Annotated in this window: 16 protein-coding genes and 2 pseudogenes; 12 read left to right on the top strand and 6 right to left on the bottom strand. The window is 42.4% G+C overall.

The window, feature by feature from the left end; all coding sequences use genetic code 11:
- Positions 1-22: 22 nt before the first annotated feature.
- Entirely contained in the window at positions 23-1,195 is a 1,173-nt protein-coding gene (locus DXA05_RS00995) for a glycerophosphodiester phosphodiesterase family protein (protein ID WP_118195100.1), read from the bottom strand.
- A 219-nt stretch (positions 1,196-1,414) separates the two neighbouring features.
- Positions 1,415-3,063 (bottom strand): annotated as a pseudogene (locus DXA05_RS00990) (DUF6377 domain-containing protein).
- Between the two features lie 278 nt (positions 3,064-3,341).
- On the opposite strand from DXA05_RS00990, the gene DXA05_RS00985 reads away from it, so the two are divergent.
- A complete protein-coding gene (locus DXA05_RS00985) occupies positions 3,342-4,130 on the top strand; it encodes an aspartate dehydrogenase domain-containing protein (protein ID WP_128858648.1) in 789 nt (262 codons plus the stop codon).
- Here DXA05_RS00985 and DXA05_RS00980 read toward each other — a convergent pair.
- Both DXA05_RS00980 and DXA05_RS00975 read right to left on the bottom strand, forming a co-directional pair.
- The gene (locus DXA05_RS00980) at positions 4,113-4,997 is read right to left on the bottom strand and encodes a D-isomer specific 2-hydroxyacid dehydrogenase family protein (protein ID WP_118218523.1); all 885 of its coding nucleotides are present in this window, start codon (positions 4,995-4,997) and stop codon (positions 4,113-4,115) included. The genes DXA05_RS00985 and DXA05_RS00980 overlap by 18 nt on opposite strands.
- A gap of 170 nt (positions 4,998-5,167) precedes the next feature.
- Positions 5,168-5,791: an HU family DNA-binding protein gene (locus DXA05_RS00975; RefSeq protein ID WP_118218525.1), complete on the bottom strand. Its 624-nt coding sequence runs from the start codon at positions 5,789-5,791 to the stop codon at positions 5,168-5,170.
- 393 nt (positions 5,792-6,184) lie between these two features.
- Between DXA05_RS00975 and DXA05_RS00970 the strand changes: the two genes are divergently transcribed.
- The 8 genes from DXA05_RS00970 (at position 6,185) to DXA05_RS00935 (ending at position 17,594) form a co-directional block, all read left to right on the top strand.
- Positions 6,185-6,751: a sigma-70 family RNA polymerase sigma factor gene (locus tag DXA05_RS00970; RefSeq protein ID WP_118218526.1), complete on the top strand. Its 567-nt coding sequence runs from the start codon at positions 6,185-6,187 to the stop codon at positions 6,749-6,751.
- Positions 6,752-6,899: 148 nt separating this feature from the next.
- The gene (locus DXA05_RS00965) at positions 6,900-7,847 is read left to right on the top strand and encodes a FecR domain-containing protein (RefSeq protein ID WP_118218528.1); all 948 of its coding nucleotides are present in this window, start codon (positions 6,900-6,902) and stop codon (positions 7,845-7,847) included.
- 222 nt (positions 7,848-8,069) lie between these two features.
- On the top strand, positions 8,070-11,324 hold the full coding sequence (locus DXA05_RS00960) for a TonB-dependent receptor (RefSeq protein WP_182019548.1): 3,255 nt from the start codon (positions 8,070-8,072) through the stop codon (positions 11,322-11,324).
- Positions 11,325-11,329: 5 nt separating this feature from the next.
- Positions 11,330-12,616 (top strand): RagB/SusD family nutrient uptake outer membrane protein, encoded by a 1,287-nt coding sequence (locus tag DXA05_RS00955; RefSeq protein WP_004313820.1) that lies wholly within the window; start codon positions 11,330-11,332, stop codon positions 12,614-12,616.
- A gap of 10 nt (positions 12,617-12,626) precedes the next feature.
- Positions 12,627-13,568, top strand: a complete 942-nt coding sequence (locus DXA05_RS00950) for a phosphodiester glycosidase family protein (protein WP_225450118.1) — start codon at positions 12,627-12,629, stop codon at positions 13,566-13,568.
- A gap of 12 nt (positions 13,569-13,580) precedes the next feature.
- On the top strand, positions 13,581-15,362 hold the full coding sequence (locus DXA05_RS00945) for an IPT/TIG domain-containing protein (protein WP_008023853.1): 1,782 nt from the start codon (positions 13,581-13,583) through the stop codon (positions 15,360-15,362).
- A gap of 6 nt (positions 15,363-15,368) precedes the next feature.
- Positions 15,369-16,628 carry an IPT/TIG domain-containing protein gene (locus tag DXA05_RS00940; RefSeq protein WP_008023851.1) on the top strand — a complete coding sequence of 420 codons (1,260 nt, stop codon included), beginning with the start codon at positions 15,369-15,371 and terminating at the stop codon, positions 16,626-16,628.
- A gap of 63 nt (positions 16,629-16,691) precedes the next feature.
- Positions 16,692-17,594: a glycerophosphodiester phosphodiesterase family protein gene (locus tag DXA05_RS00935; RefSeq protein ID WP_008641676.1), complete on the top strand. Its 903-nt coding sequence runs from the start codon at positions 16,692-16,694 to the stop codon at positions 17,592-17,594.
- A 141-nt stretch (positions 17,595-17,735) separates the two neighbouring features.
- On the opposite strand, the pseudogene DXA05_RS00930 reads toward DXA05_RS00935, so the two are convergent.
- Both DXA05_RS00930 and DXA05_RS00925 read right to left on the bottom strand, forming a co-directional pair.
- A pseudogene (locus DXA05_RS00930) lies at positions 17,736-18,832 on the bottom strand (SGNH/GDSL hydrolase family protein).
- Positions 18,833-18,890: 58 nt separating this feature from the next.
- Positions 18,891-20,111 carry a pitrilysin family protein gene (locus tag DXA05_RS00925; RefSeq protein WP_009040953.1) on the bottom strand — a complete coding sequence of 407 codons (1,221 nt, stop codon included), beginning with the start codon at positions 20,109-20,111 and terminating at the stop codon, positions 18,891-18,893.
- A gap of 105 nt (positions 20,112-20,216) precedes the next feature.
- Between DXA05_RS00925 and DXA05_RS00920 the strand changes: the two genes are divergently transcribed.
- Genes DXA05_RS00920 through DXA05_RS00910 form a run of 3 tightly spaced genes read left to right on the top strand, consistent with a single transcriptional unit; the run spans position 20,217 to position 22,268 of the window.
- Complete coding sequence (locus tag DXA05_RS00920) at positions 20,217-20,750, top strand: TIGR00730 family Rossman fold protein (RefSeq protein ID WP_004313813.1); 534 nt, start codon at positions 20,217-20,219, stop codon at positions 20,748-20,750.
- 4 nt (positions 20,751-20,754) lie between these two features.
- Positions 20,755-21,360, top strand: coding sequence for an SIS domain-containing protein (locus DXA05_RS00915; RefSeq protein ID WP_004313812.1), 606 nt, complete (start codon positions 20,755-20,757; stop codon positions 21,358-21,360).
- Entirely contained in the window at positions 21,348-22,268 is a 921-nt protein-coding gene (locus tag DXA05_RS00910; protein ID WP_008023844.1) for a carbohydrate kinase, read from the top strand. The genes DXA05_RS00915 and DXA05_RS00910 overlap by 13 nt, the downstream gene beginning before the upstream one ends.
- Positions 22,269-22,327 lie beyond the last annotated feature (59 nt).

The following is a 22,327-nucleotide window of genomic DNA, read 5'->3' as shown; positions in this document are numbered from 1 at the left end:
ATTTTTATATTAGATGATAAAGTTAACGAAGCCCTCTTGCCTGTAATGCCGGAATCAACAAGTCCGGTAAGTCCGTCTGTATCATACATACCATCGGATAGATTTGCAAGAGTTCATTCAGATAATCCTCGTTCAGTGTCCATTCGGATACGCTACTGCCACTTGTCGGAAGCATATTTACCGTAGCAAGCATTCCGTCATTGATTGAACTTCCCAAAGGAGTGCTTTTCCCGTTTGTCAGGTAACTGTATTGCACAAAGTAATTGCCCGGCAGCCCTATCATCGGTTTATGACTTCCTGTCCATGTATACACATGTGCTTTAGGAGTAATGCCCAATACTTCTTCCGCTTTCTGCGCACTGTTACAATAGAAGAATACAGATTCCATCATATCCAGCTTCATCACGATATCCACCACCTGCTGGGAAGTAGCCGTGCGCGGAGAGTAGTCGAGGTTGTAATAGATTCTACCGCGTCCTGCTTTCAGAAACTCTTCCAGAGTAGGCATTTTTTCATCAGTCACCCGGCCATTCCGGTCTTTCAGGTTGTACTTCTGTAATTCTGCATAGGTCATTTTTGTGATGTCGCCTGTGCCATCCGTAGTGGCATTAATGGTTTGGTCATGGCATACCACTACCACTCCGTCGCTTGTCACATGAGTATCACACTCGATCACTTCCGCGCCCGAATCAATGGCATCTTCTACGGAAGAGACTGAATTTTCGGGAACAGTCCTGTCCGACGTGTGCGCCCGGTGTGTCATGACCCATACTTTTTTGTTGTCCGGCTCTCTGAATTGCTTCATCGCCTCCGTCAGTGCCAACAGATTATAGATACGGATTCTCTTCTGCACCTCATACTGACCTGCTGTAACATGCAATGTGTAGTCGCCACTTTGGGTATAGGCATAAGTGATAGGGGTAGCAGCTTTTCCTTCCTTGACCGTCCCGTCACCAAAATCGACAGTAATATCGGTATTTCCATCAATGTTGTTGAATTTGACCTCCACCACTTCTTTCAGCAGGGCACGGGTACTTACTTGCAGGTAAGGATTCTTTTTCACAGGATCATCGTCAGAGCAAGCGTTGCAGACTATTCCCAATAGAATAGCCCAACAGCATAACCAGCTTATCGGCTGGCGTTTTGTTCTTCTTCCTTTTTCCGGAACAAAAAAATGCAGTAATTCATTTTTCATTTGTATTTCTATAAAGGTTAATAAAAAAAGGAACTCCCGAAGGCGGAACCTGTTCGTTCCGTTCGGTTATGACAAAAATAGAGGGAAATGCCCCGATAAAAAATAGCAAAGGGAATATAAGTGGAAATCTACAATTCTCTCAAAGAAATAACCACCTGATTATTAATATCTTATTTCTAAGCAAGCTCACATTAAAAGGTAGATTGGGCACAGATTTTATTAACGGATTTTTGCCACCAAATCTTCAAAATCGTCTCGTGAAACACGTGCTTTTGTTTTTACTCTCGAACGGTAATTATAGATTGTATTCACCGAGTAATGCAGAAGTTCCGCAATCTGCGAACTGTCTTTTATTCCCAAACGTATCAAAGCAAAAATACGCAGTTCGGTATTCAGTAATTCATCCGGTTTCAAAACGATTTGTTCTTCCGGCAATAATAAGGCATTGAGAGATTCCACGAAATTAGGAAAGAGATGCAGAAAAGCGGAATCAAAGTTCGCATATAATTCTTGTACTTCAACGGTTACAATGTCATTGCTAAGATGTGTCATCTTGAGCAATTCTGCCACTTGCCCGCGTTGCAGTTTCTTGTTTACCAGCTTTCTGTACGCTTGCAAACGGTCTACATATACAGAGCACAGTTTGAAGAAACGGGCAATATAGGCTTCTTTAATGAGATTGGACTCGGAAAGCTCGAGATTGGTGGAACGAAGATGACGGTTCACTTCTTCGAGTTCTTCATTTAACGAGAAAAGCCGTTCGTTTACTTCCTGCAATCCTTTTTTCGCGATGGAAAGGCTTTCATCTGCCGGTAGATATAGATTAATGCGATCACCAACAGTAATGCCAACAAGGCTACGCACGTAATATAGATCAGTAATTCCCGGTTCTGCTGCTTGATAATATCCTGATAATTCCCGTTTATCATAGAAAGCGGGGTGATATTCATCCAGCTCCGCAACCGCGTTTTATAGAATTGTGATATTTCCCATGAGAAATTGATATAGTCATAGGCACGTTTCAAATCTCCTTTTCTATTCAGTTCTTGTGCCAGTACCATCAAAGAAGATTGCTCCTTAATGGCGGAACGCACATCTGAAATGGCTGAAAGCACCAGATAATACAAATGCTCGTCTTTCTTGCCCATGCTCTCAAAAAGGCGGAAACGCTGATAGGCTACCAGTGCATATTGAGGTGTGCCGAAAGAAGCCTCCGCAAGCCGGCGGTCACTGAATTCAAGAGCCTCATCGTATTTTCCGGCTTCTCTTAATTGCGTCTCACGCAACCACAGGTATGTAGCCGAGGACGGATCTAAAGTGACCTGCATCGAATCACGGTATGCATGGCTCAATTTTGCATAACGGGAAGCAAACATCTTATATCGGGGTTGTGCCGCTCCTGCTTCGAAATATACATGCTCGTAACAAGTATAGTAATATCCCAAAAGGGACGATGGCAATGTCTGACGATCAATCGAGTTAAGTATATCCGCTGCTTCCATATACATTCCGATGGAGGATAACAGATAGGATAGCTCCAATTGAATTTTAAGTTCCCTCTCTTTGTCATTCAACTGGCGGGCCAGCAGCATATTTTCATTCAGATAGTGGAGTGCGGAATCGGAACTGTATACTTTATATTCAAGATAAATATCATTATTCAGATGATAGCGTTCGACAGAAACGGGAGGTGTCTTTCGTGCTTCTTTTTTCAGTTCATGGAGTTTGTTCTCTTTGATCTGTACATAAGTATCGGCTTCCTTAATCGTTTTATCAAGCACATTCAACAATGAATCCAGGCTTTCACCAGCAAAAGCCGAATAACAGGAAAAGAAGAGCAAAAAGCAGAGTAGACAGTTCTTTTTCATTGGGCGGATAGACTTTAGTGAGTATGAGATGATAGAGATTAACCGGACAAATGTAGAGAAAATCTTCGTAACCTAACTATAAATGGCTCATAAATTAAAGGAACAAACAGACTATTATAAAGAAAAAACAGAAGCCAGACAGAGTATATGTTACATTATTATTAATAAAAATGAGTCTTACTCTATCAGACAAATCCATTCCCAGATACAGACCTGATGAAAATAAATACCATATTACCAATCCAAGCTCTTACCAATAAAAGTATTATCTTTGTTGCATGAAAAAGTTAGTCATTGTAGGATGTGGACGACTTGCAGGAATCGTTGCGGATGCAGTTGTCAAAGGCTTATTACCAGATTATGACTTGGTAGGTGTCTATTCGCGTACGGCTTCAAAAGCAGCGCACATCGTTCATAAAATGCAGCAACATGGCAAGCCTTGCATTGCTTGCGCCACATTGGAAGAGTTATTAGCATTAAAACCAAATTATTTGGTGGAATCGGCCTCTCCTGCCGCTATGCGGGAATTGGCTTTGCCGGCATTGAGAAACGGAACCTCTGTCATTACCTTGTCTATCGGTGCCTTGGCAGACGAGACATTCTATCAGGAAGTGGCAGAAACAGCCAAGGCAAATGGTACACGAATCTATATCGCATCCGGAGCTACCGGTGGATTCGATGTTTTAAGAACTGCCTCTCTGATGGGAAATACGACGGCCCGCTTCTTCAATGAAAAAGGTCCTAACGGACTCAAAGGGACTCCCGCTTATGATGATTCTTTGCAAACGGAGCAACGTACCGTCTTCTCCGGAAGTGCTGCGGAAGCTATTCGCCTCTTTCCAACCAAAGTGAATGTTACAGTTGCCGCCTCACGAGCTTCTGTCGGTCCGGAGAACATGCAGGTATCCATACAATCTACCCCCGGATTTGTGGGAGATACGCAAAAGGTAGAAATCAAAAATGACCAGGTGCATGCCGTAGTAGACATTTATAGCGCTACATCAGATATTGCAGGGTGGTCAGTAGTGAGCACCCTGATTAATATCACATCACCCATTGTATTCTGACAGATTGGCCAATACTTTTGCGCTCAGGCGGTCAAACGCCTGACGCGTGCGGCCAGTAGACACCTGCATACAACGTACATGCGGATGATTGAGCAGTTGCTCACTCCCCAACGCGCCTATCGTGTCACAAAAACAAAGGTTGTCACCTTCCAGCCATTCAGTGAAAGCAGCCTCATCCCATGCCGGTGACAAACCGGTATTGAATAATATCTTCCGGTTACCCATCTGCCTGAATTCCTCTTCATGCAGCAGAACCGTGTTTTTATTAAGGCAACAACAAATGACTTCACTCTCTGCAAGAAGTTTCTCCAATGGCAAAAAGCAATATCCTTTGGCAGTTGCCGCTTCTTTCTCACTGCGGGCATAATATGAAATATCAGCACCAAAGAACTTCAAAGCATCCGCTATCATGCCGCCCGACTTACCCAGTCCGACTATTCCGACTTTCAATCCGGTAATCTCACGAGGCAACTCCTCCCACGATTCCTGCCCGAAGCCATGCAAACAGCGCACCAATTCACTGACTACATATTCCACTACTCCCTCGTCACCATAATCCCGGATACCTGTTACCGTGATCCCCCGTTCATTGGCATAACGAATATCGACATTGGCACTTTCGGGGGAATAGAGCGAGCAACACATTCCAATGTATTTCACATTCGGACAACATTCAAGTACATACCGGTTGATACGGGAGGTATAACTCAAAAGCACCGCATCAGCATCTCCGATACGGGCAATGATTTCATCATCACTCGCGGGTATATCAGGATACATCACCACCTGACCGGCAAATGAATACAACGCTTTTTCGGCCGACGGAACCAGACTGACCGGTTCTATAGCTACAAGTTTCTGAAACATCGTTTTTTATTTTAGAAGTATTATAAAAACAAACATACACGGTTACCGGATTAGCAACCCAACATGGGCGCTAAGATACAAATTTCTAGCCATAATATCATTTAATGATAGACGATAACAGTATGTTTTAGACATACGAGCGCAAGTTAAACATATCCAATCAGAGTTCACTACTCGCCATCCGGTTCCTTTCGTGGCGGTGCTATAAAATGCATCTGATTGCCCCGTCCCTCCCGCTTGATAATGCCTTCGGCCGCAAAAGATTTAAGATCGCCCAATGCAGTATTCTTTAAACGCCCGGTAAGTTCTGTATAAGTGGTTCTTGTGATGAAGCCATGCTCTCTGATATATTGCAGGACGAGTTTCTTCAGGTTCTCCCTGTCCCACTTACGCGAAGTGTTGAAATCGACACACTTTCTGCGCTCCAAATCTCCGCGAATACCTACACGCATACTCTTAGAGGCACGGAAATTCACCCCGTTGAAAGCTACGGATTCAGAACGAATATCATTTTTATTTGCTACCAATCGGGAAGCTTTCACTTTGGCTGAAAAAAAACCGAACTCTCCCAATTCGACGCGGTATCCTTCACCCAGATATTGCAATACATCCTCTTTCAGTTCCATAAGGATACCTTCTATCACTCCTTCCTTAAATCCGGTTCTCTTAGCAACGCCACGGATCAATCGTTCTGCCGGAATCGTTCCACTGTAGACAATGTCGGCATACATTGTTTCCGTTTCTCCTTCCTTAGTAGTCAAGGCAGGCTTTTTCTTTAAATTGTAAAAGGCCATAATCTTATTGTTATATTTAAGACTTTTCAGTGCAGAGAATAAAGATTTTCAGTGCAGAGATTTATCATAGTTTATGCACTCGGGTAGTTGTCCAGTTGTAACGGGACAATAGTCACCTTATAGAAAAACAAATATCACCTTATAAAGTGATATTTATCACTGCATAAGATGACCACTTGTCTTTACAAGGGTAAAAAACAGTAAAGATACAAAATTAATTAGCGGAAAGCAAGAGACGGTACAATAAAGCTCAATATATGATTGTAATATGATTGCAAAATAAAATTCATCTACCAACTACCGGACATCGGTTTCTCTTTATTTATTCACATAGATTTGTTTATTTCTAAATTATTTCAGTACATTTGCCTGACCTACTTCTATTACAGAAGGATGAAAATAGACGAAATACAGTGCATAAAAGAACTACGCAACGGCTCTTACCAGGCTTTTACCCAGATTTATGAAGCCTACGCCGACCGACTTTACAGCTTTGTTCTTAAACAACTAAAAAATCGTTCCCTGACACAAGATATTGTTCAGGATACCTTTTTACGCCTATGGGACAACCGTAGCCAACTGAATAGCTTTGGCAACCTGCAAGCCTTTATTTTCACTATTGCCAAACATCAGGTAATCGATTATTTCCGCAAACAAGTCAACGAACTACAATTCGAAGACTTTATGGAGTATTGCGAGAACCAAGAGAGCGATGTATCTCCGGAAGACCTATTATTGTATGATGAATTCCTGCAACAACTGAAGAAATCAAAGAATATTCTGTCACAGCGGGAACGAGAGATTTATGAACTAAGCAGAGAAAAACATATTCCAGTCAAACAGATTGCCGAGCAACTGGAGCTTTCCGAGCAAACAGTAAAGAACTATCTGACTTCCGCTCTGAAGATCCTTCGCAGCGAAATGCTAAAATACAACATTATCTTCCTATTCTTTTTATAATATCGTCACTGCAACACATCACAAGGGGGGGGCAATAATATCTTCTCCCACAAAAAAGATCTCTATCTGATTTTTATGTTATAAAACACAAAGAAATCATAGTACTCTCTTATTCCATTCACGTATAACCAATAGAAACACCTATAATATGGCTACACATTTTAAAGATTTATACCGCCGATATATGGAGAAGGGCCTACCTTCTTCTGACTTGAGAGAGTTCAAAAAAGAACTTGAACACATACCGGATGAAGAACTTTGGAATACCATGATAAACATGGAAAAAGATTCTGCACCGGAAATCGGGATGCCCCCCATGATGAAAAAGCAGATACGTAAGGAACTTCATCAAATCATCTGGAGAAGACGCTGGTATCAATTTGCGAAATATGCCGCTGTCATCGCTCTACTCGTCACCTCTTCCTTCGGCATATATTCCTTATTCGATACTCCAAGTTCGCAACAAATGATAACTGCCAATGTAAAACCCGGCAGCAAATCAGAGATCATATTGCCGGACGGAACAAAAGTGCAACTGAATGGTGCCACTACCATCAGATATGACATCAATGATACAGAACAACGACTCGTACATCTATCAGGAGAAGCTTTCTTCGATGTAGCCAAAAAACCGGACTGTCCTTTCAGAGTCATGGTAAATGACTTCCAGATCGAAGTATTGGGAACTTCTTTCAATGTGAATACATATAAGAAAGATGTCATCGAAACCTCTCTGCTTACCGGAAAAATTAAAATATCCGGCGGCTCTCTCCCGCACGAATATACGCTTACTCCCGGTGAAAAAGCAACCTACTCCGGTGTAGACAAAGCCCTCAAAATTACAAAAGCTGATGTGCATGTAGAAACAGGCTGGTGTAATGATTATCTAATTTTCGACTCCGAGCCTTTAATTGATGTTATAGAGCAAATAGAACGGTGGTATGGAGTAGAAATAGAACTAAAATATCCACAGATTGCACAAGATTTACTGTCCGGTTCTTTCCGCCATGAAAATATACAGAATGTTATCCATTCATTGAGCCTTCAGTATAAATTCAAATATGAGATACATAAAGATAAAATCATTATTTATTAACCTCAAAAGAAAGGAGCCTATGAAAGATATAATATAAGCTATTTAAAGAAAAACAACCAAAGAATCGCCCAATCCTTTGGTTGTATGAAAGTCGATAAAATTAATCCATTAAAACATGAAAAAATAGTATCAACTATGAATTACACAAAGTTAATTTTTTCCTTTAAAAAGAGGAGACATAATCTCCTTATTTTTAGAAACTTTACCATTTTGCTCACTGGAATGATTTTACTATCCACAACAGGAGCATTGGCACAAAAAGGAAATGTGTCGGTAAACATCAATAATGGTACGGTGAAAACATTCATAAAGGAGATCGAGAAACAAACCCGGTATACATTCGTTTATCGGAACAATGTCCTCAACGACCAAGCGAAAGTGACCGTCAACTGTAAAAATAAGCCTCTCGATCAAGTCCTATCACAAGTATTCACCCCATTAAATGTTTCTTATTCGCTTAATAACAATACCATAGTATTAGTGAAACAAGAAGTGCAACAACAGAAAAAAAACGAAAAGAAAACCATCAAAGGTACTGTGACAGATGGAAAAGGCGAACCGATTATCGGAGCCAATGTAATACAGGAAGGTGGCATCGGGACAATTACAGATGTTGAAGGAAATTTCACCGTCACAGCAGACCTATCCAAGCCGTTAGAAATATCCTACATCGGATACAAAAAGAAATCTATCCGCATCGGTGCTTCACCGACAATCAACATAGCGCTGGAAGAAGATGCACACGTCATGGATGAAGTTATCGTCATCGGATATGGCTCCAAAACCAAGCGGGATGTTACCTCTTCCATTGGAACTTATAAACCGGGAGAAGTCAATGTCCGCCAGGTATTAGGTGTTGACGAACTGCTGCAGGGACGCGTATCCGGAGTGAATATAACGTCAGCATCCGGTGTACCGGGAAGTAAAAATCGGGTCAGTATCCGTGGAATCGGTTCAATTACCGCAGGTAACGAACCACTATATGTAATTGACGGAGTACCTATCAACAATACGTCAGGAGATACTGGTGCCTGGGGAGCACAATCAATGAACGGTCTGAATGATTTCAATCCCTCCGACGTAGAATCTATACAGATCTTGAAGGATGCAGCTTCCGCTGCTATTTACGGCTCACGTGCAACAAATGGTGTTATCCTGATAACAACTAAAAAAGGAAGCAAGGGACAGGCCAAAGTAAACATTGACACGAATGTTAGTTTCTCCAACCTGACCAGAACAGACAAACTGGATATGACCGACACTGATCTGTTTCTGGAAGTTCTGAACGAAGCTATCGACAACTATAATCTGCAAACCAACAGTACGCAGGCACGTATTGATAACCCTGCACCGGGAAAAGCACAGACAAACTGGCTCGATCTGGTACTTCGTACGGCTGTTACCTACACGACTACCGCGTCTGTGTCAGGCGGAACAGATAAAACGAATTATTACTTGTCCGCCAATTACAAACACAACGAAGGTGTAATTATCAACAATCAGCTCAAACGTTACAATTTGAAGGTTAATCTGGACACGGAAATCAAAAAGTGGCTCAAGGTAGGAACCGCCCTGAATTTAAGTTACTCGCGTAATAACCGCGTTCCCACTGGCTATAATATAGGAACCAGTGTCATTACCCGCGCCATCGAACAACGTCCATGGGATTCTCCTTATCGTCCCGACGGAGAATATGCTGTCGGAGGACAGGAGTTGGCCAACCATAACCCGATACAGGCTCTTAACGAAGAAGATGTATATATCGATAATTACCGTGCCCTCGGTTCACTCTATATGCTGTTTAACATAACGAAAGACTTGAACTTCAAAACCACACTCGGAGAGGATTTCAACTATACGGAAGAACACATTTATTACACAGCCGATCACCCCTATGGCAATAAAGTAGGAAAGCTTATTGACGGACGAAAATCTTATGCGAGTACTTTATGGGAAAACGTGCTCACTTATAAACACTCCTTTGAAGAAGATTTCTCTCTGGACGTCATGCTGGGGCATTCTATACAAAAGGATGTAACTTCCTCGGCCGCACAAACGGGTATCGGATTCCCCTCTCCTTCTTTTGACGTCAACTCTGTTGCTGCCGAATTCTCGGATATAAGTACAGGACTTTCTTCATTCCTGCTCCAATCATTCTTCGGCCGTTTAAGTCTGAACTACAAGAACCGCTATTTACTAACGGGAACCATGCGTGCTGACGGTTCTTCCAAATTCATATCCAGCAATCGCTACGGATATTTCCCGTCTGTCAGCGCCGGTTGGAATTTGGGAGAAGAATCTTGGTGGAAATATCCACAAACCGATGTAAAGTTCCGCGCAAGCTGGGGTTGCACCGGTAATCAGGGAGGTATCGGCTCTTATGCTTATCAAGCATTAGCCGGTGGAGGATACAACTATAACGGTGAGAACGGTTTAGGACTGACTACTGCAGGCAACCGCGATCTTAAATGGGAAAAAGCCCAACAAGCTGACATCGGAGTAGACCTTTCTTTTTTCAGAGGTGCGATCACATTCACAGCAGATGCATTTATCAAAGATACCAAGGACTTGCTTTACCAAAAGCCAACTCCTGCTACATCGGGTTATACCAGCCAGGTATGTAATATCGGATCAATGCGTAATAAAGGACTCGAATTTACCTTAGGAGCCAACCTTAGCAAAGGTTCATTCTCATGGCATTCGGATTTCAATATCTCCTTTATCAGAAATAAACTGACTGCGCTTCTCGACAATAATGAGATATTGACAACCAGCTCGATGCACGCCCTTAAAGTCGGCGAACCGATAGGGTCCTTCTATATGATTAAGTGGAAAGGTATTTACCAGTCGGATGATGAAATTCCTGCCAAGATTTACGATCAGGGCGTAAGAGCAGGAGACTGTATTTACGAAGATGTGGATGGCAACGATGTCATAGACGAAAACGACAAACAGTTTGTCGGCTCGGCTAATCCAAAGTTCACCGGTGGTTTCAATAACACATTCAAGTACAAAGGCGTTGACTTGAGCCTGTTCTTTACATTTTCGTCAGGCAACAAGCTCTATGAACTGTGGACCGGAGGTTTACGAATGGGTAACGGTACATGGCCGATACTAAAATCAGCTGCAGAATCCCGTTGGACGGGACCGGGCAGTACTAACGAAAATCCGCGTGCCATTTATGGTTATACGTGGAACTCAACCAAGTTTGTCAATACCCGAATGTTACACGATGCATCTTATATCCGTTGCCGTACAGCTTCTATTGGATATACCCTCCCAAAAAGTTGGATTAACCGGATACATATCGATAATCTACGCATATATTTCCAGGCAGATAACCTCTTCATATTAACGAAGTGGCCGTATCTGGATCCGGAAGTAAATGTAAGCCTCTCTGCAACCAATATGGGATATGATTATCTCTACCCATCCCAACCGCGTACGTTTACAATAGGTGTCAATCTTAAATTCTAACAGATATGAAGAATTTTATTATATCGTTATTAACAGTATTATTGGTGTTTGCCACTAGTTGCAACGAAATGGACCAATATCCGCATAATGCCGTATCCAGTGATAACCTCACCGAGGAGGATGCTCAATTACTGCTTACCGGACTCTACTTTTATATACAAAACAAACCAACAGTCAATGGTTATCTTACACAAGACATTGTCGGCGGAGATCTTGTCCGCGGCGGAGCGACAGGACTGAAAGATCCGGTATTATTGGTAAAAGACCTGGTTACCCCTGAAAGCGGTTTCGTCAGCGGACCGTGGGATGGATTTTATACTGCTCTCTACCAAGTGAATTCACTGATTGTCGCAGTTGACAAATTAGCAGCCAGCCAGTCACGAAACGAGATACTGGGAGTAGCCAGTTTCTTCCGTGGTCTGATTTATTATCACCTGGTTACCCGCTATGGAGAAGTTCCCATTCTCGAAGCTCCTTTTTCGGGAGATATCGCAGCATCTACCGAAACAGAAGGATGGAGTTTTGTAGAAAAGAATTTTCAGGTAGCAATAGATTATGCTCCTACTTTTTCCGACAAGTATTACGTCTCAAAACAAGCGGCAAAGGCTTTAATGGCAAGAACCAAACTTGCACAAGGCAAAATGACTGAAGCTGCCAAACTTGCTGAAGAAGTGATAGGTGATGCCAATTTCTCACTTGCCGACTTCGACCAGATCTTCCGTGGAAAAGCAAACCGAGAAGAAATATTCTCGTTTGTCAATCTGCTCAATGAATCAAGCGTAAACTTGAGTGCTTCCCTTTATTCACGTGCTTCTGCCAATGGAGGTAGCTATACATATGCGCCGACGACAAAAGTGATGAATATGTTCGAACCGGATGATAAACGAACCGCCATATCAATTGATATGCAGGAAACAAATGAAGTCATTAATAAATATCCCGGTGGAGAGGTGACTACCGATCCGATCATTATTACCCGTTTGGGGGAAATGTACCTGATTAGTGCTGAAGCACAAGGACTTTCCAAAGGGCTTACCCGTTTGAATGAGCTTCGGAATTTCCGTGGTCTTCCTTCTGTACACCCTGCCACTGAAGAAGACTTCATAGATGCAATTCTCAATGAGAGACATACAGAACTACTGGCGGAAGGTTTCCGTTGGTTCGACCTTGTCCGCCTCAACCGCCTGGAAAGTGATCTCGGCTTTGAGCGCAAGTATAACAAATTACCTATTCCTGCCAAAGAAAGGTCTCTCAATAAACTTTTAAATCAAAATTCATATTGGGCTAACTAAAACAATGAAAATGATGAACTTATTAAAATACATGCAGATTCTGTCATTTGTATTACCAGTGGCTTTCTTAAGTTGCTCAAACGATACAATTGAAGACGTACATTATACCCCGCAAACAAAAATCGGTCAAAAACTATTAGCGGGTAGTGAAACAGTGGCACGTGTATATACCGATACCAGCTTTGTTGTTGCATTGGGAGTTACGGAAACAGATGTCCACTTTCAAAAGGCAGACAGCCGCTCTACTCATATATTTATAATCGACATTGATTTGAATGAACCGGGGGTTTCATTAGAAGTAGGTATGCCGTATGATGCGGATGTACGCAACAACTTCCAGCGGCAGACACTAACAGAAATGGCAGATTACGCCGACCGTCCGTGGCACCGGGTAGCTGCCATGATTAATGCTGATTTTTGGGATGTCAGTACAATGGATATCAGGGGGCCCATTCATCGCAATGGAGTGATCTTAAAAAACTCATTCATCTTTAAAGAAACACTTCCCCAACAAGCTTTGAGTTTTATCGCGCTGACGAAAGACAACAAAATGGTAATTGCCGACTCTGTGGAGTATCGTGGGATGCAGTACAACCTCAAAGAAGTGACCGGGAGCGGAGTTATCGTGCTACGGGATGGAGAAATATCCGGCGCAACTTATCCAGGTATTGATCCGCGTGCTTGTCTTGGATATTCAGATGATGGTCATGTCTACTTCATGGTGGCTGACGGACGTGTAGAGTTCTATTCATACGGACTTACTTATCCGGAAATGGGTTCAATAATGAAAGCGTTAGGGTGCTCATGGGCTGTGAACCTGGACAGTGGCGGTTCTGCCCAAATGCTTATACGACATCCGATAGCGGATATATTCCAAATACGGAACCGGCCTTCTGATGGACAGGAGCGGCCTGTGGTAAATACGTGGATGGTAACAGTCAATGAACCTTAAAAAACAGAAAATATGAAGAACTCAATATTTATTTTATCTATCCTATTTTGTTGTAACTTGTTCTGTGGATGTTCGGAATCGGACGAATCCGATTCCCGACAATTTCCTCCGAAACTCATTTCCATTATTCCGAAAGCTGGATCGACAGGAGGTACCGCAATTATTTCAGGAGTTCATTTTTCTGAAACAGCAATTGATAATGAGGTATTTATTAACGGAGTACAAGCGGAAATTATCGATGCAACCCAGAATCGTTTAGTGATTGCTCTTCCCAATAATCCGGAAGGTACTTATTCAATCAAAGTTAGTGTGAAAGGGGAAGTTGTAGAAGGACTCAAATTTACTTATGCAACACCTCAAGCTCCACCTGAACTTGCTGTATTACAGGTTATGCCCTCCTCTGCCTATGCAGGAGATTTAGTGACACTGATCGGTCAGTGTTTCAGCACAGTGGTATCAGAAAATCAGGTGACAATCAACGGAGTGACTGCTGAAGTTAAAGAGGCGACTTCCAGCCAACTCAAAATTATCATTCCCGACACCGAGGAAGGCAGTTACCCTATCCGTGTGAGAATTGGTACTAAAGAAGCTGAAAGCCCCCTATTTACTTACCTTCACACAGTGACATTAACGACCTCTTCTCTAACCCCCGCACGTGGAAAAGCCGGAGAGGAAGTGGTGATTTCAGGAGAAGGATTTGGAACAACGGTCGAAGAGAACATGGTTTCTATAAACGGAAAGCAGGCAACCGTAAAAGTTGTAACCGCAACAACGCTAACCATTATTGCTCCGGAGAACCCTTCCGGTACATATCCAGTCAAAGTTACTGTCGCAGATAAAACGATAGAGAATCTAAGTTTCACCTACGAAGATTTATCTTACACAGTTGCAACAGTAGCAGGTAACTCCGCAACTACCTCTACTGACGGTAAGGGAACGGCTGCCTCTTTCAAATTCCCGCAGGGACTAGCTCTCGCACCCAATGGTGACATATGGATTGCCGAAAGAGGAAATAACGTCATCAGAAAAATGGATCAGGAATATAATGTTTCAACTGTTGCCAAAAGTGGCACCGTTACATTTAATGCTCCCTGGCAAGGTGGTTTCGATCTCTCGGGTATATATTATGTAGCCAATAAAGCTTTGAATAATATTATTAAGATTACACAGGAAGGCACTTGCTCTGTGTTCTCCACCGAAACGACCTTTAAAAGTCCGATGAGCGTCACTTTTGATAGTAACGGTAATATGTATATTGCGGACCGCGATAATAAGGCAGTAAAGAAAATAACGTCTGGCGGTACTGTAACTAACTACGATATGTCTTCACTCAAAGCCGGTCCCAATTGTATGGCGGTAGATAAGAAGGGAAGAATTTTTGTAGGTACCGGCGGTACTTATCAGCTGCATATGTTCGATACGGACGGTACACTAAAAACTGTATTCGGAACTGGCGTAGTACCCACTGCCGCGACTTATTCTGATGGTGAACAGAACGACCTGTCAAAAGCAACCATGGGGGCAACATTCGGCATTGCATTCGGCCCGGATGAGGTACTTTATATCACCGATTATACAATGCATACCATACGTACGCTAACACCGGATGCAGAAGGCGACTATACGAAAGGAACATTAAAAACAATAGCCGGTATTCCGGGAACGAAAGGTAAAATTGATGGTTCTGCCCTGACAGCTACATTCAATTGCCCTGCAAGCGTACTGGTTTCGGATAAAGTATATATCGCTGATGAGCAAAACCATTTGATTCGTACCATAACAGTAAATAAATAAAAGACTATGAGAAAGATATACATACTACTGCTCGCCTGCTCACTCTTATCATTGTTTGTAGCCTGCAATGATAATGACTACAAAGCGTCAGTGACAGAGCTTAGGCTGGTCCTCGTGAAACCCACCAATGTTTATTCCGGTGAAATAGCTACAATACTGGGACGTAATTTCAGCACGGTGCCGGAAGAAAATGCTGTTTTCATCAACGACCAGCAGGCAACCGTTATAGAAGCCTTCAAGGACGAACTGAAAATAATATTACCTGAAATGGCTCCGGGAAAATATTCCATCCGCGTCAAATCCCCCTCGGGTGAATTGACAGGCCTCGAGCTCAATTATCTGAAAACACCGGATCAGGAATATATCGTTCAAACAATCGTTGGACAGAAGGGAGTATTCGAAATGACAGACGGAGTCGGTACGGAAGCCACAACCAAGCTTCCCACTGGTATCGCTTTTGCTCCGGATGGCAGTTTATGGTTTACAGAACGAGGATACAACTATATACGACGTATCTCTCCGGACTTCCTGGTCACTTCACTCCTCGATGTGGCAGTAGACGGTAGCAGTGCTATCTGGCAAGGTGGATTCGATTCGAAAGGAAACTATTATTTCATCGACAAAGGAAAAGGAATGTTACGGAAAATAGAAACCGGCAGTATGTCTGTTTCAACCATAGCATCCGAAATGAAGAGTCCAATGAATGTTACATTCGATGATGAAGATAACATATATGTATCGGCACGCGACAATAAGGCGATTTATAAATTCACACCTTCAGGTACAAAAACAACTTTCGCCACTCTTAACGTATCTCCCAACTATATTGTGTTCGACAAAAACAAGAATATGATTGTTGGTACTTCTAATGGGTATGTGTTGATTCAAATCAGTCCGGATGGCACGCAAAAAACAATTGCAGGAGACGGAGTAAAAGGACAAGAGTATTATGACGGAGAACCCGGTAATCCGCTTAGTGCAAAAGTGGGTGCTACTTTCGGGGTAGCCGCCGGTTCAGATGGATGCCTGTATCTTTCGGATAACACGTACAACTGCATCCGCAAACTAACTCCTGACGCAAATGGAGACTACTCGAAAGGAACGCTGGAAACCATCGCTGGTTCTGGGAAAGCAGGTTTCTCCGACGGAAAAGGACTGAAGGCTACCTTCAACCAACCGTATGAAATCATAATTACGGAGGACTGTAAAACAATGTATGTGGCAGGCGCCGTCAATTACCTGATTCGCCGCATTACTGTCAAATAATAGCGAGTACCCGGGGCGATGCCCCGGGTGACTTTTATCATCATTAATGAATTCTATTAAGTTATGACGAAAAAACTTTTTTTCTTACTACCTATTCTGCTAACCGCATTTTCCATCAGCGCACAAACAAGAACTGATAAACTTTTGAAAAATCTACATGATAATGAATCGAAGTATATCTTTGTTATCGCTCATAGAGGAGACTGGCGCAATGCGCCGGAAAACTCCCTGCAAAGTATCGAAAAAGCAATTGCAATGAAAGTTGATATGATAGAACTTGACATACAACCGACTAAAGATGGCAACTTTATTTGTATGCACGACGAAACTCTCGACCGTACTTCTACGGGAAAGGGACCGATAAAAGATTATACGACCGAGGAACTGAAAAAGTTCGTCCTACGCAGCGGCAACGGAATCAAAACCCGCCAACCAATCCCCACACTGAAAGAAGCATTAAATGTCTGTAAAGGCCGTATTCTTGTCAATATAGACAAAGGAGGTACTTACATAAAAGAAATTATGCCTATCATCCAGGAATGTGGAATGGAGAAACAGGTCATCATCAAAGGATACTATCCTGTAGAGAAAGTGAAAAAAGAGTATGGCTCCAATGAAAGCATGCTTTATATGCCTATCGTTAATTTATGGGATAAAGAAGCAGTTGCCACTATACAAACTTTTATCAAAAACTTTACCCCAATTGCTTACGAACTATGCTTCAAAGATGATGCAAATCCGAATCTAAAAATAATAGATGAAATCGCTAAATCAGGTAGTCGGGTATGGATGAATACTTTATGGGATAGTCTATGTGGCGGACATGATGATGAGAATGCTCTATTGGAAAGTAAAGATAAACATTGGGGTTGGATGTTAAAGCATAAAGCAACAATGATACAAACAGACCGTCCACAAGAACTTATTCATTATTTGGAGGAAAAAGGATTGAGAGATTTGGAATGATCTTCTCTATAAGTCATTCGAAACATCTTATTAAAGAAGTAGTGGGCTTCTTGTTTTCAGGAACAACTTAACACATTTGCAAAAGAAAAAAGGTCAATTCACCCCCATGAATTGACCTTTATTTCTTCTTATTTCTTTCCGTTATTCGTCTCTAAACTTAATTTTCAGAATCTTGCTGATAGCAGGTTTATACTTCTTTAGCATCCGGTCGAATCCCAAATCGTTCGGATGAGTTCCGTCGATGGTTCCCTCGTGATCTGTTCCCAAGAAACGGTCTTCTTTAATGAAATACAGGTTCTTTACGCCTTTTTTACGCAGTACTTCTACTTGCTCGGCGATAGCCTCATTCTGTTGCTTTACATTCTCACGGGCTTTCTGATTAAAGTTTCCCGTTTCGCGTATCAATGTCTGTATGATAATAATAGGTGTATCCGGATGTTTCTCCCGCAAGGTCATTACAAAGCCTACAGCCCGTTCGGTAATCTCTTTTGGAGAAGGATTGGGAATACAATCCAAGATAAAAGCGTCTGCATCAATATTCGCTAACATCCCGGCAACTTCTTTCTCCATTTTTCCATTACCACTCAATCCCAAATTAATGAAATTATATCCACTGCTACGGGATAAGCGGGCCGGATAGGCCATACCCGGACGGCTGGCAGAAGCTCCCTGCAAAATGCTGGATCCGTAGACTACTATTTTCTTTTTGAACGGATTTTCTCCTTTATATATGTGAGCATCAGAAGAGACGCCTATCTCCAGACTCTTCAACTCATCGTATAAGGGCAGATACAACAAACATTCTTTCTCTTCGGTTCCCATATTATCGACAATCACTCTTTCCGTAGTCACGCCACCCGGCATCCCTACTCCGGCAAATTGCCATTTCCCATCCCGTTTGATATACAAATCCAAGCCTTTTTGGGCTATTCTGGTCAAGTTTGGCAGTTGGTAATTGTCAGGAACAGTCCATTTAGCTTTTATCACCGGACTGTTCGTTGTGAAGGAAATAGCCAAACCTGCAGAGTTGGTGAATAGCTTCTTTACTGCGGGAGGCATCGTACAATACTTTGCTGTATCTACCCGATGGAAATATTCACCTCGGTAGTCGCTTTTCCTACCAATAAAAGCTCTTGGGCGGGCACATAGGTAAAATTGTTCTTCTGCTGCCCGAATGTTGTAAGGGGAAACATTATCAGACCCAGGCAAATCCAGAAATTTCGTGTTAAGTTTCTCATGGTCAGTTTAATATTAACAGTTTATTAATTGTCAGTATATCGCAGCAGTATCAAAAAGCTACTTATAAATCAGCGTTGATAAATACTCTTCTGCAAACATTTCATTGGCAACCTCCAGTAGTTGCTCTGCCGTTAACTCTTCAATACGCTTAAAAACAAGCTCGGATGATTCATATTTATGATAATGAAGGTATGTTTTCGCCATTCCCAATGCATTATTCTCAAAGTTATCAGATGCCACTCCGATTTGTCCGATCAACTGCTTTTTCGCTGCTGCCAATTGGGAGGAAGTCATTTTCACATCACGCATCCGCTTCAGTTCCTTATAGGTCAGTTTCAAACAGGTATCCATGTCATCCACATCCGTCCCGAAATAAATACAGAAAGCCCCTGTATCCGTGTAAGAGGTCAGATTGGATTCGACATTATAAACCAGTCCTCTACGCTCACGAAGGGATACATTGAGTTTGCTATTCATTCCGGGACCTCCGAGGACATTGTTCAATAAATAGAGAGCCGTGCGTTTGTCGTCATACGCATTATAGCCACGGCTACCCATCATTACATGTGCCTGGTGTGTGTCTCTAGAAACCGTCAAATGTTCCGGCATATAAAGAGGCGGAGGTGTGCGACGATTCTCTACTCTTACATCAGGAATATCCGAAAGGTATTTTTCTACCAAGCGGATGATTTTCTTGAAATCATATTGTCCCTGAACAAAAAACACCATATTCCCCGGTTGGTAAAACCGGCGGGTAAACGATAGAACATCCTCTGTGCGAAAACTCCGCAGCAGTTCCGGTTTACCAAGAATGTTTCTTCCCAATGGATGATTGCGGAAGATCATATCTTCAAAATCATCGAAGATCAGTTCCGACGGAGTATCTTCATACGACTGGATTTCATCGATAATGACCTCCGTTTCTTTTTCTATTTCATGCTGCGGAAAAGTTGAATGAAATACAATATCCCCCAACAGTTCAAGCGCCCGTTCCAGATGTTCTTTCAGGAAAGCGGCATAGACCACCGTTTCTTCCTTATTAGTGTAAGCATTCAGGTCGCCCCCCACATTCTCCATCCGGTTGAGGATATGCCAGGCTTTCCGCTTCTCCGTTCCCTTAAAAATCAGGTGTTCTACAAAATGGGCCATTCCCTGCTCATTCTCCGCCTCATCGCGCGTTCCGGCATCGATCGCAAAACCACAATAAGCTACTTTTGAGAGGGTCGGTTCATGGATAATACGTAAGCCATTTGGCAATGTATATTCGTTGCAATGCATTGTTTTCTACTTCCTTATTGAATTAATGCCGCAAAAATACAATAAAACTTATTGCTGTTTATAGAAAATTGCAGATATTTGTGGACTATAACAGCAACAACGTATATGGAAAAGATAGGAATATTCTGTTCCGCTTCCGAAAACATTGACAAAGTGTACTTCGAAAGTGCCCGCCAAATAGGAGAATGGATGGGGCAGAAAGGCAAAACCTTGATATATGGAGGTGCCAGCCTCGGACTGATGGAATGTATCGCCCGCGCCGTGAAAGAAAACGGCGGCAAGGTCATCGGAGTTGTTCCCGCCAAACTGGAGGAGAACGGCAAAGTAAGCACTCTGTTAGACGAAGAAATTCACACCCGCAATTTGAGTGACCGCAAAGATATCATAACGGAGAAGTCGGAGGTGCTAGTCGCACTACCCGGAGGCGTTGGTACGCTCGATGAGATCTTCCATGTAATAGCCGCTGCTTCTATCGGTTATCACCGGAAAAAGGTCATCTTCTACAATGAATATGGTTTCTATGACGAACTATTGAAAGCACTCCACACGTTGGAGGATAAAGGTTTTGCACGGCAACCATTCTCAACCTATTACGAAGTAGCAAACACATTGAACGAATTAAAAGAAAAAATAAACTGATTATATGATAGACTCCATCAAACAACTTTTGCAACAGGAAGCACAAGCTGTGCTCAACATCCCAATAACAGACGCTTATGAAAAAGCAGTAAAACTGATTGTAGAACAAATACATCAGAAAAAGGGAAAACTGGTAACTTCCGGTATGGGAAAAGCCGGACAGATTGCCATGAACATTGCTACAACTTTTTGTTCCACCGGTATTCCATCTGTCTTTCTGCATCCCAGCGAAGCGCAACACGGGGATTTGGGTATTTTACAAAAGAATGATTTACTCCTGTTGATCTCCAACTCGGGCAAGACACGGGAGATTGTGGAATTAACCCGTCTGGCTCATAATCTGGATCCGGATTTGAAGTTTATTGTTATTACTGGTAATCCGGACAGTCCGTTGGCAAAAGAGTCGGATGTTTGTCTTAGTACCGGTAAGCCGGCTGAAGTCTGTGTGTTAGGCATGACTCCTACTACCTCTACCACTGCCATGACAGTGATCGGAGATATATTGGTGGTACAAACCATGAAAGAAACCGGATTTACGATCGCCGAATATTCAAAACGCCATCATGGTGGTTATCTGGGAGAAAAATCAAGATCACTATGCGAAAAGTAATCGGTATCGGAGAGACAATCCTCGATATCATCTTTCGAGGTGACCAGCCTTCCGCAGCCGTACCGGGAGGCTCTGTATTCAACGGCATCGTCTCATTGGGACGAATGGGAATAAACGTCGGCTTCATCAGTGAAACCGGGAATGACCGTGTAGGCAATATTATCCTACAGTTTATGCGTGAGAATAATATCCCAACCGATCATGTCAACGTATTCCCGGACGGAAAATCACCAGTATCTCTGGCTTTTCTCAACGAGCAAAGCGATGCAGAATATATATTTTACAAGGATTATCCCAAACAACGCTTGGACGTCCTATTCCCTAAATTAGAGGAAGATGACATTGTGATGGTCGGTTCGTATTATGCATTGAATCCGGTACTGCGGGAAAAGGTTCTCGAATTACTCGATCAGGCACGGGAAAAGAAAGCCATCATCTATTACGACCCGAATTTCCGCTCTTCTCATAAAAACGAAGCCATGAAACTGGCTCCAACCATTATTGAGAATCTTGAATATGCAGATATCGTACGCGGTTCATTAGAGGATTTCCTCTATATGTACAACATGCAGGATATAGACAAGATATACAAGGATAAAATCAAGTTCTATTGCCCACAATTCATCTGTACTGCAGGCGGGCAAAAGGTAGCATTGCGCACCAATCTAGTCAACAAAGATTACCCGGTAGAACCGTTACAAGCAGTCAGCACCATTGGAGCCGGCGACAATTTTAATGCAGGACTCATTTATGGATTACTCAAATATGATGTTCGATACCGCGATCTAAATAACTTGAATGAAGAAATCTGGGATAAAATAATTCAATGCGGAAAAGACTTCGCAGCGGAAGTTTGCGGAAGTTTCAGCAATTCTGTTTCGGTAGAGTTTGCAAAAAAATACAAATAACAATTATTCTTTAATTATACATAGACATTTCTGAAAAAGATTTCATATCATAAATTCCA

This window comes from Bacteroides sp. AM54-2NS, from assembly GCF_003602935.1.
GTDB lineage: Bacteria > Bacteroidota > Bacteroidia > Bacteroidales > Bacteroidaceae > Bacteroides > Bacteroides xylanisolvens.
The sequence above is the reverse complement of the archived record's forward strand: the minus strand, read 5'-3'. Positions and strand labels throughout refer to the sequence as shown.

What these genes read in the sequence shown, in the direction of transcription:
- DXA05_RS00995 (WP_118195100.1), bottom strand. Translation starts at nt 1,195, where the DNA reads ATGAAAAATGAATTACTGCATTTTTTTGTTCCGGAAAAAGGAAGAAGA.
- DXA05_RS00985 (WP_128858648.1), top strand. Translation starts at nt 3,342, where the DNA reads ATGAAAAAGTTAGTCATTGTAGGATGTGGACGACTTGCAGGAATCGTT.
- DXA05_RS00980 (WP_118218523.1), bottom strand. Translation starts at nt 4,997, where the DNA reads ATGTTTCAGAAACTTGTAGCTATAGAACCGGTCAGTCTGGTTCCGTCG.
- DXA05_RS00975 (WP_118218525.1), bottom strand. Translation starts at nt 5,791, where the DNA reads ATGGCCTTTTACAATTTAAAGAAAAAGCCTGCCTTGACTACTAAGGAA.
- DXA05_RS00970 (WP_118218526.1), top strand. Translation starts at nt 6,185, where the DNA reads ATGAAAATAGACGAAATACAGTGCATAAAAGAACTACGCAACGGCTCT.
- DXA05_RS00965 (WP_118218528.1), top strand. Translation starts at nt 6,900, where the DNA reads ATGGCTACACATTTTAAAGATTTATACCGCCGATATATGGAGAAGGGC.
- DXA05_RS00960 (WP_182019548.1), top strand. Translation starts at nt 8,070, where the DNA reads ATGATTTTACTATCCACAACAGGAGCATTGGCACAAAAAGGAAATGTG.
- DXA05_RS00955 (WP_004313820.1), top strand. Translation starts at nt 11,330, where the DNA reads ATGAAGAATTTTATTATATCGTTATTAACAGTATTATTGGTGTTTGCC.
- DXA05_RS00950 (WP_225450118.1), top strand. Translation starts at nt 12,627, where the DNA reads ATGATGAACTTATTAAAATACATGCAGATTCTGTCATTTGTATTACCA.
- DXA05_RS00945 (WP_008023853.1), top strand. Translation starts at nt 13,581, where the DNA reads ATGAAGAACTCAATATTTATTTTATCTATCCTATTTTGTTGTAACTTG.
- DXA05_RS00940 (WP_008023851.1), top strand. Translation starts at nt 15,369, where the DNA reads ATGAGAAAGATATACATACTACTGCTCGCCTGCTCACTCTTATCATTG.
- DXA05_RS00935 (WP_008641676.1), top strand. Translation starts at nt 16,692, where the DNA reads ATGACGAAAAAACTTTTTTTCTTACTACCTATTCTGCTAACCGCATTT.
- DXA05_RS00925 (WP_009040953.1), bottom strand. Translation starts at nt 20,111, where the DNA reads ATGCATTGCAACGAATATACATTGCCAAATGGCTTACGTATTATCCAT.
- DXA05_RS00920 (WP_004313813.1), top strand. Translation starts at nt 20,217, where the DNA reads ATGGAAAAGATAGGAATATTCTGTTCCGCTTCCGAAAACATTGACAAA.
- DXA05_RS00915 (WP_004313812.1), top strand. Translation starts at nt 20,755, where the DNA reads ATGATAGACTCCATCAAACAACTTTTGCAACAGGAAGCACAAGCTGTG.
- DXA05_RS00910 (WP_008023844.1), top strand. Translation starts at nt 21,348, where the DNA reads ATGCGAAAAGTAATCGGTATCGGAGAGACAATCCTCGATATCATCTTT.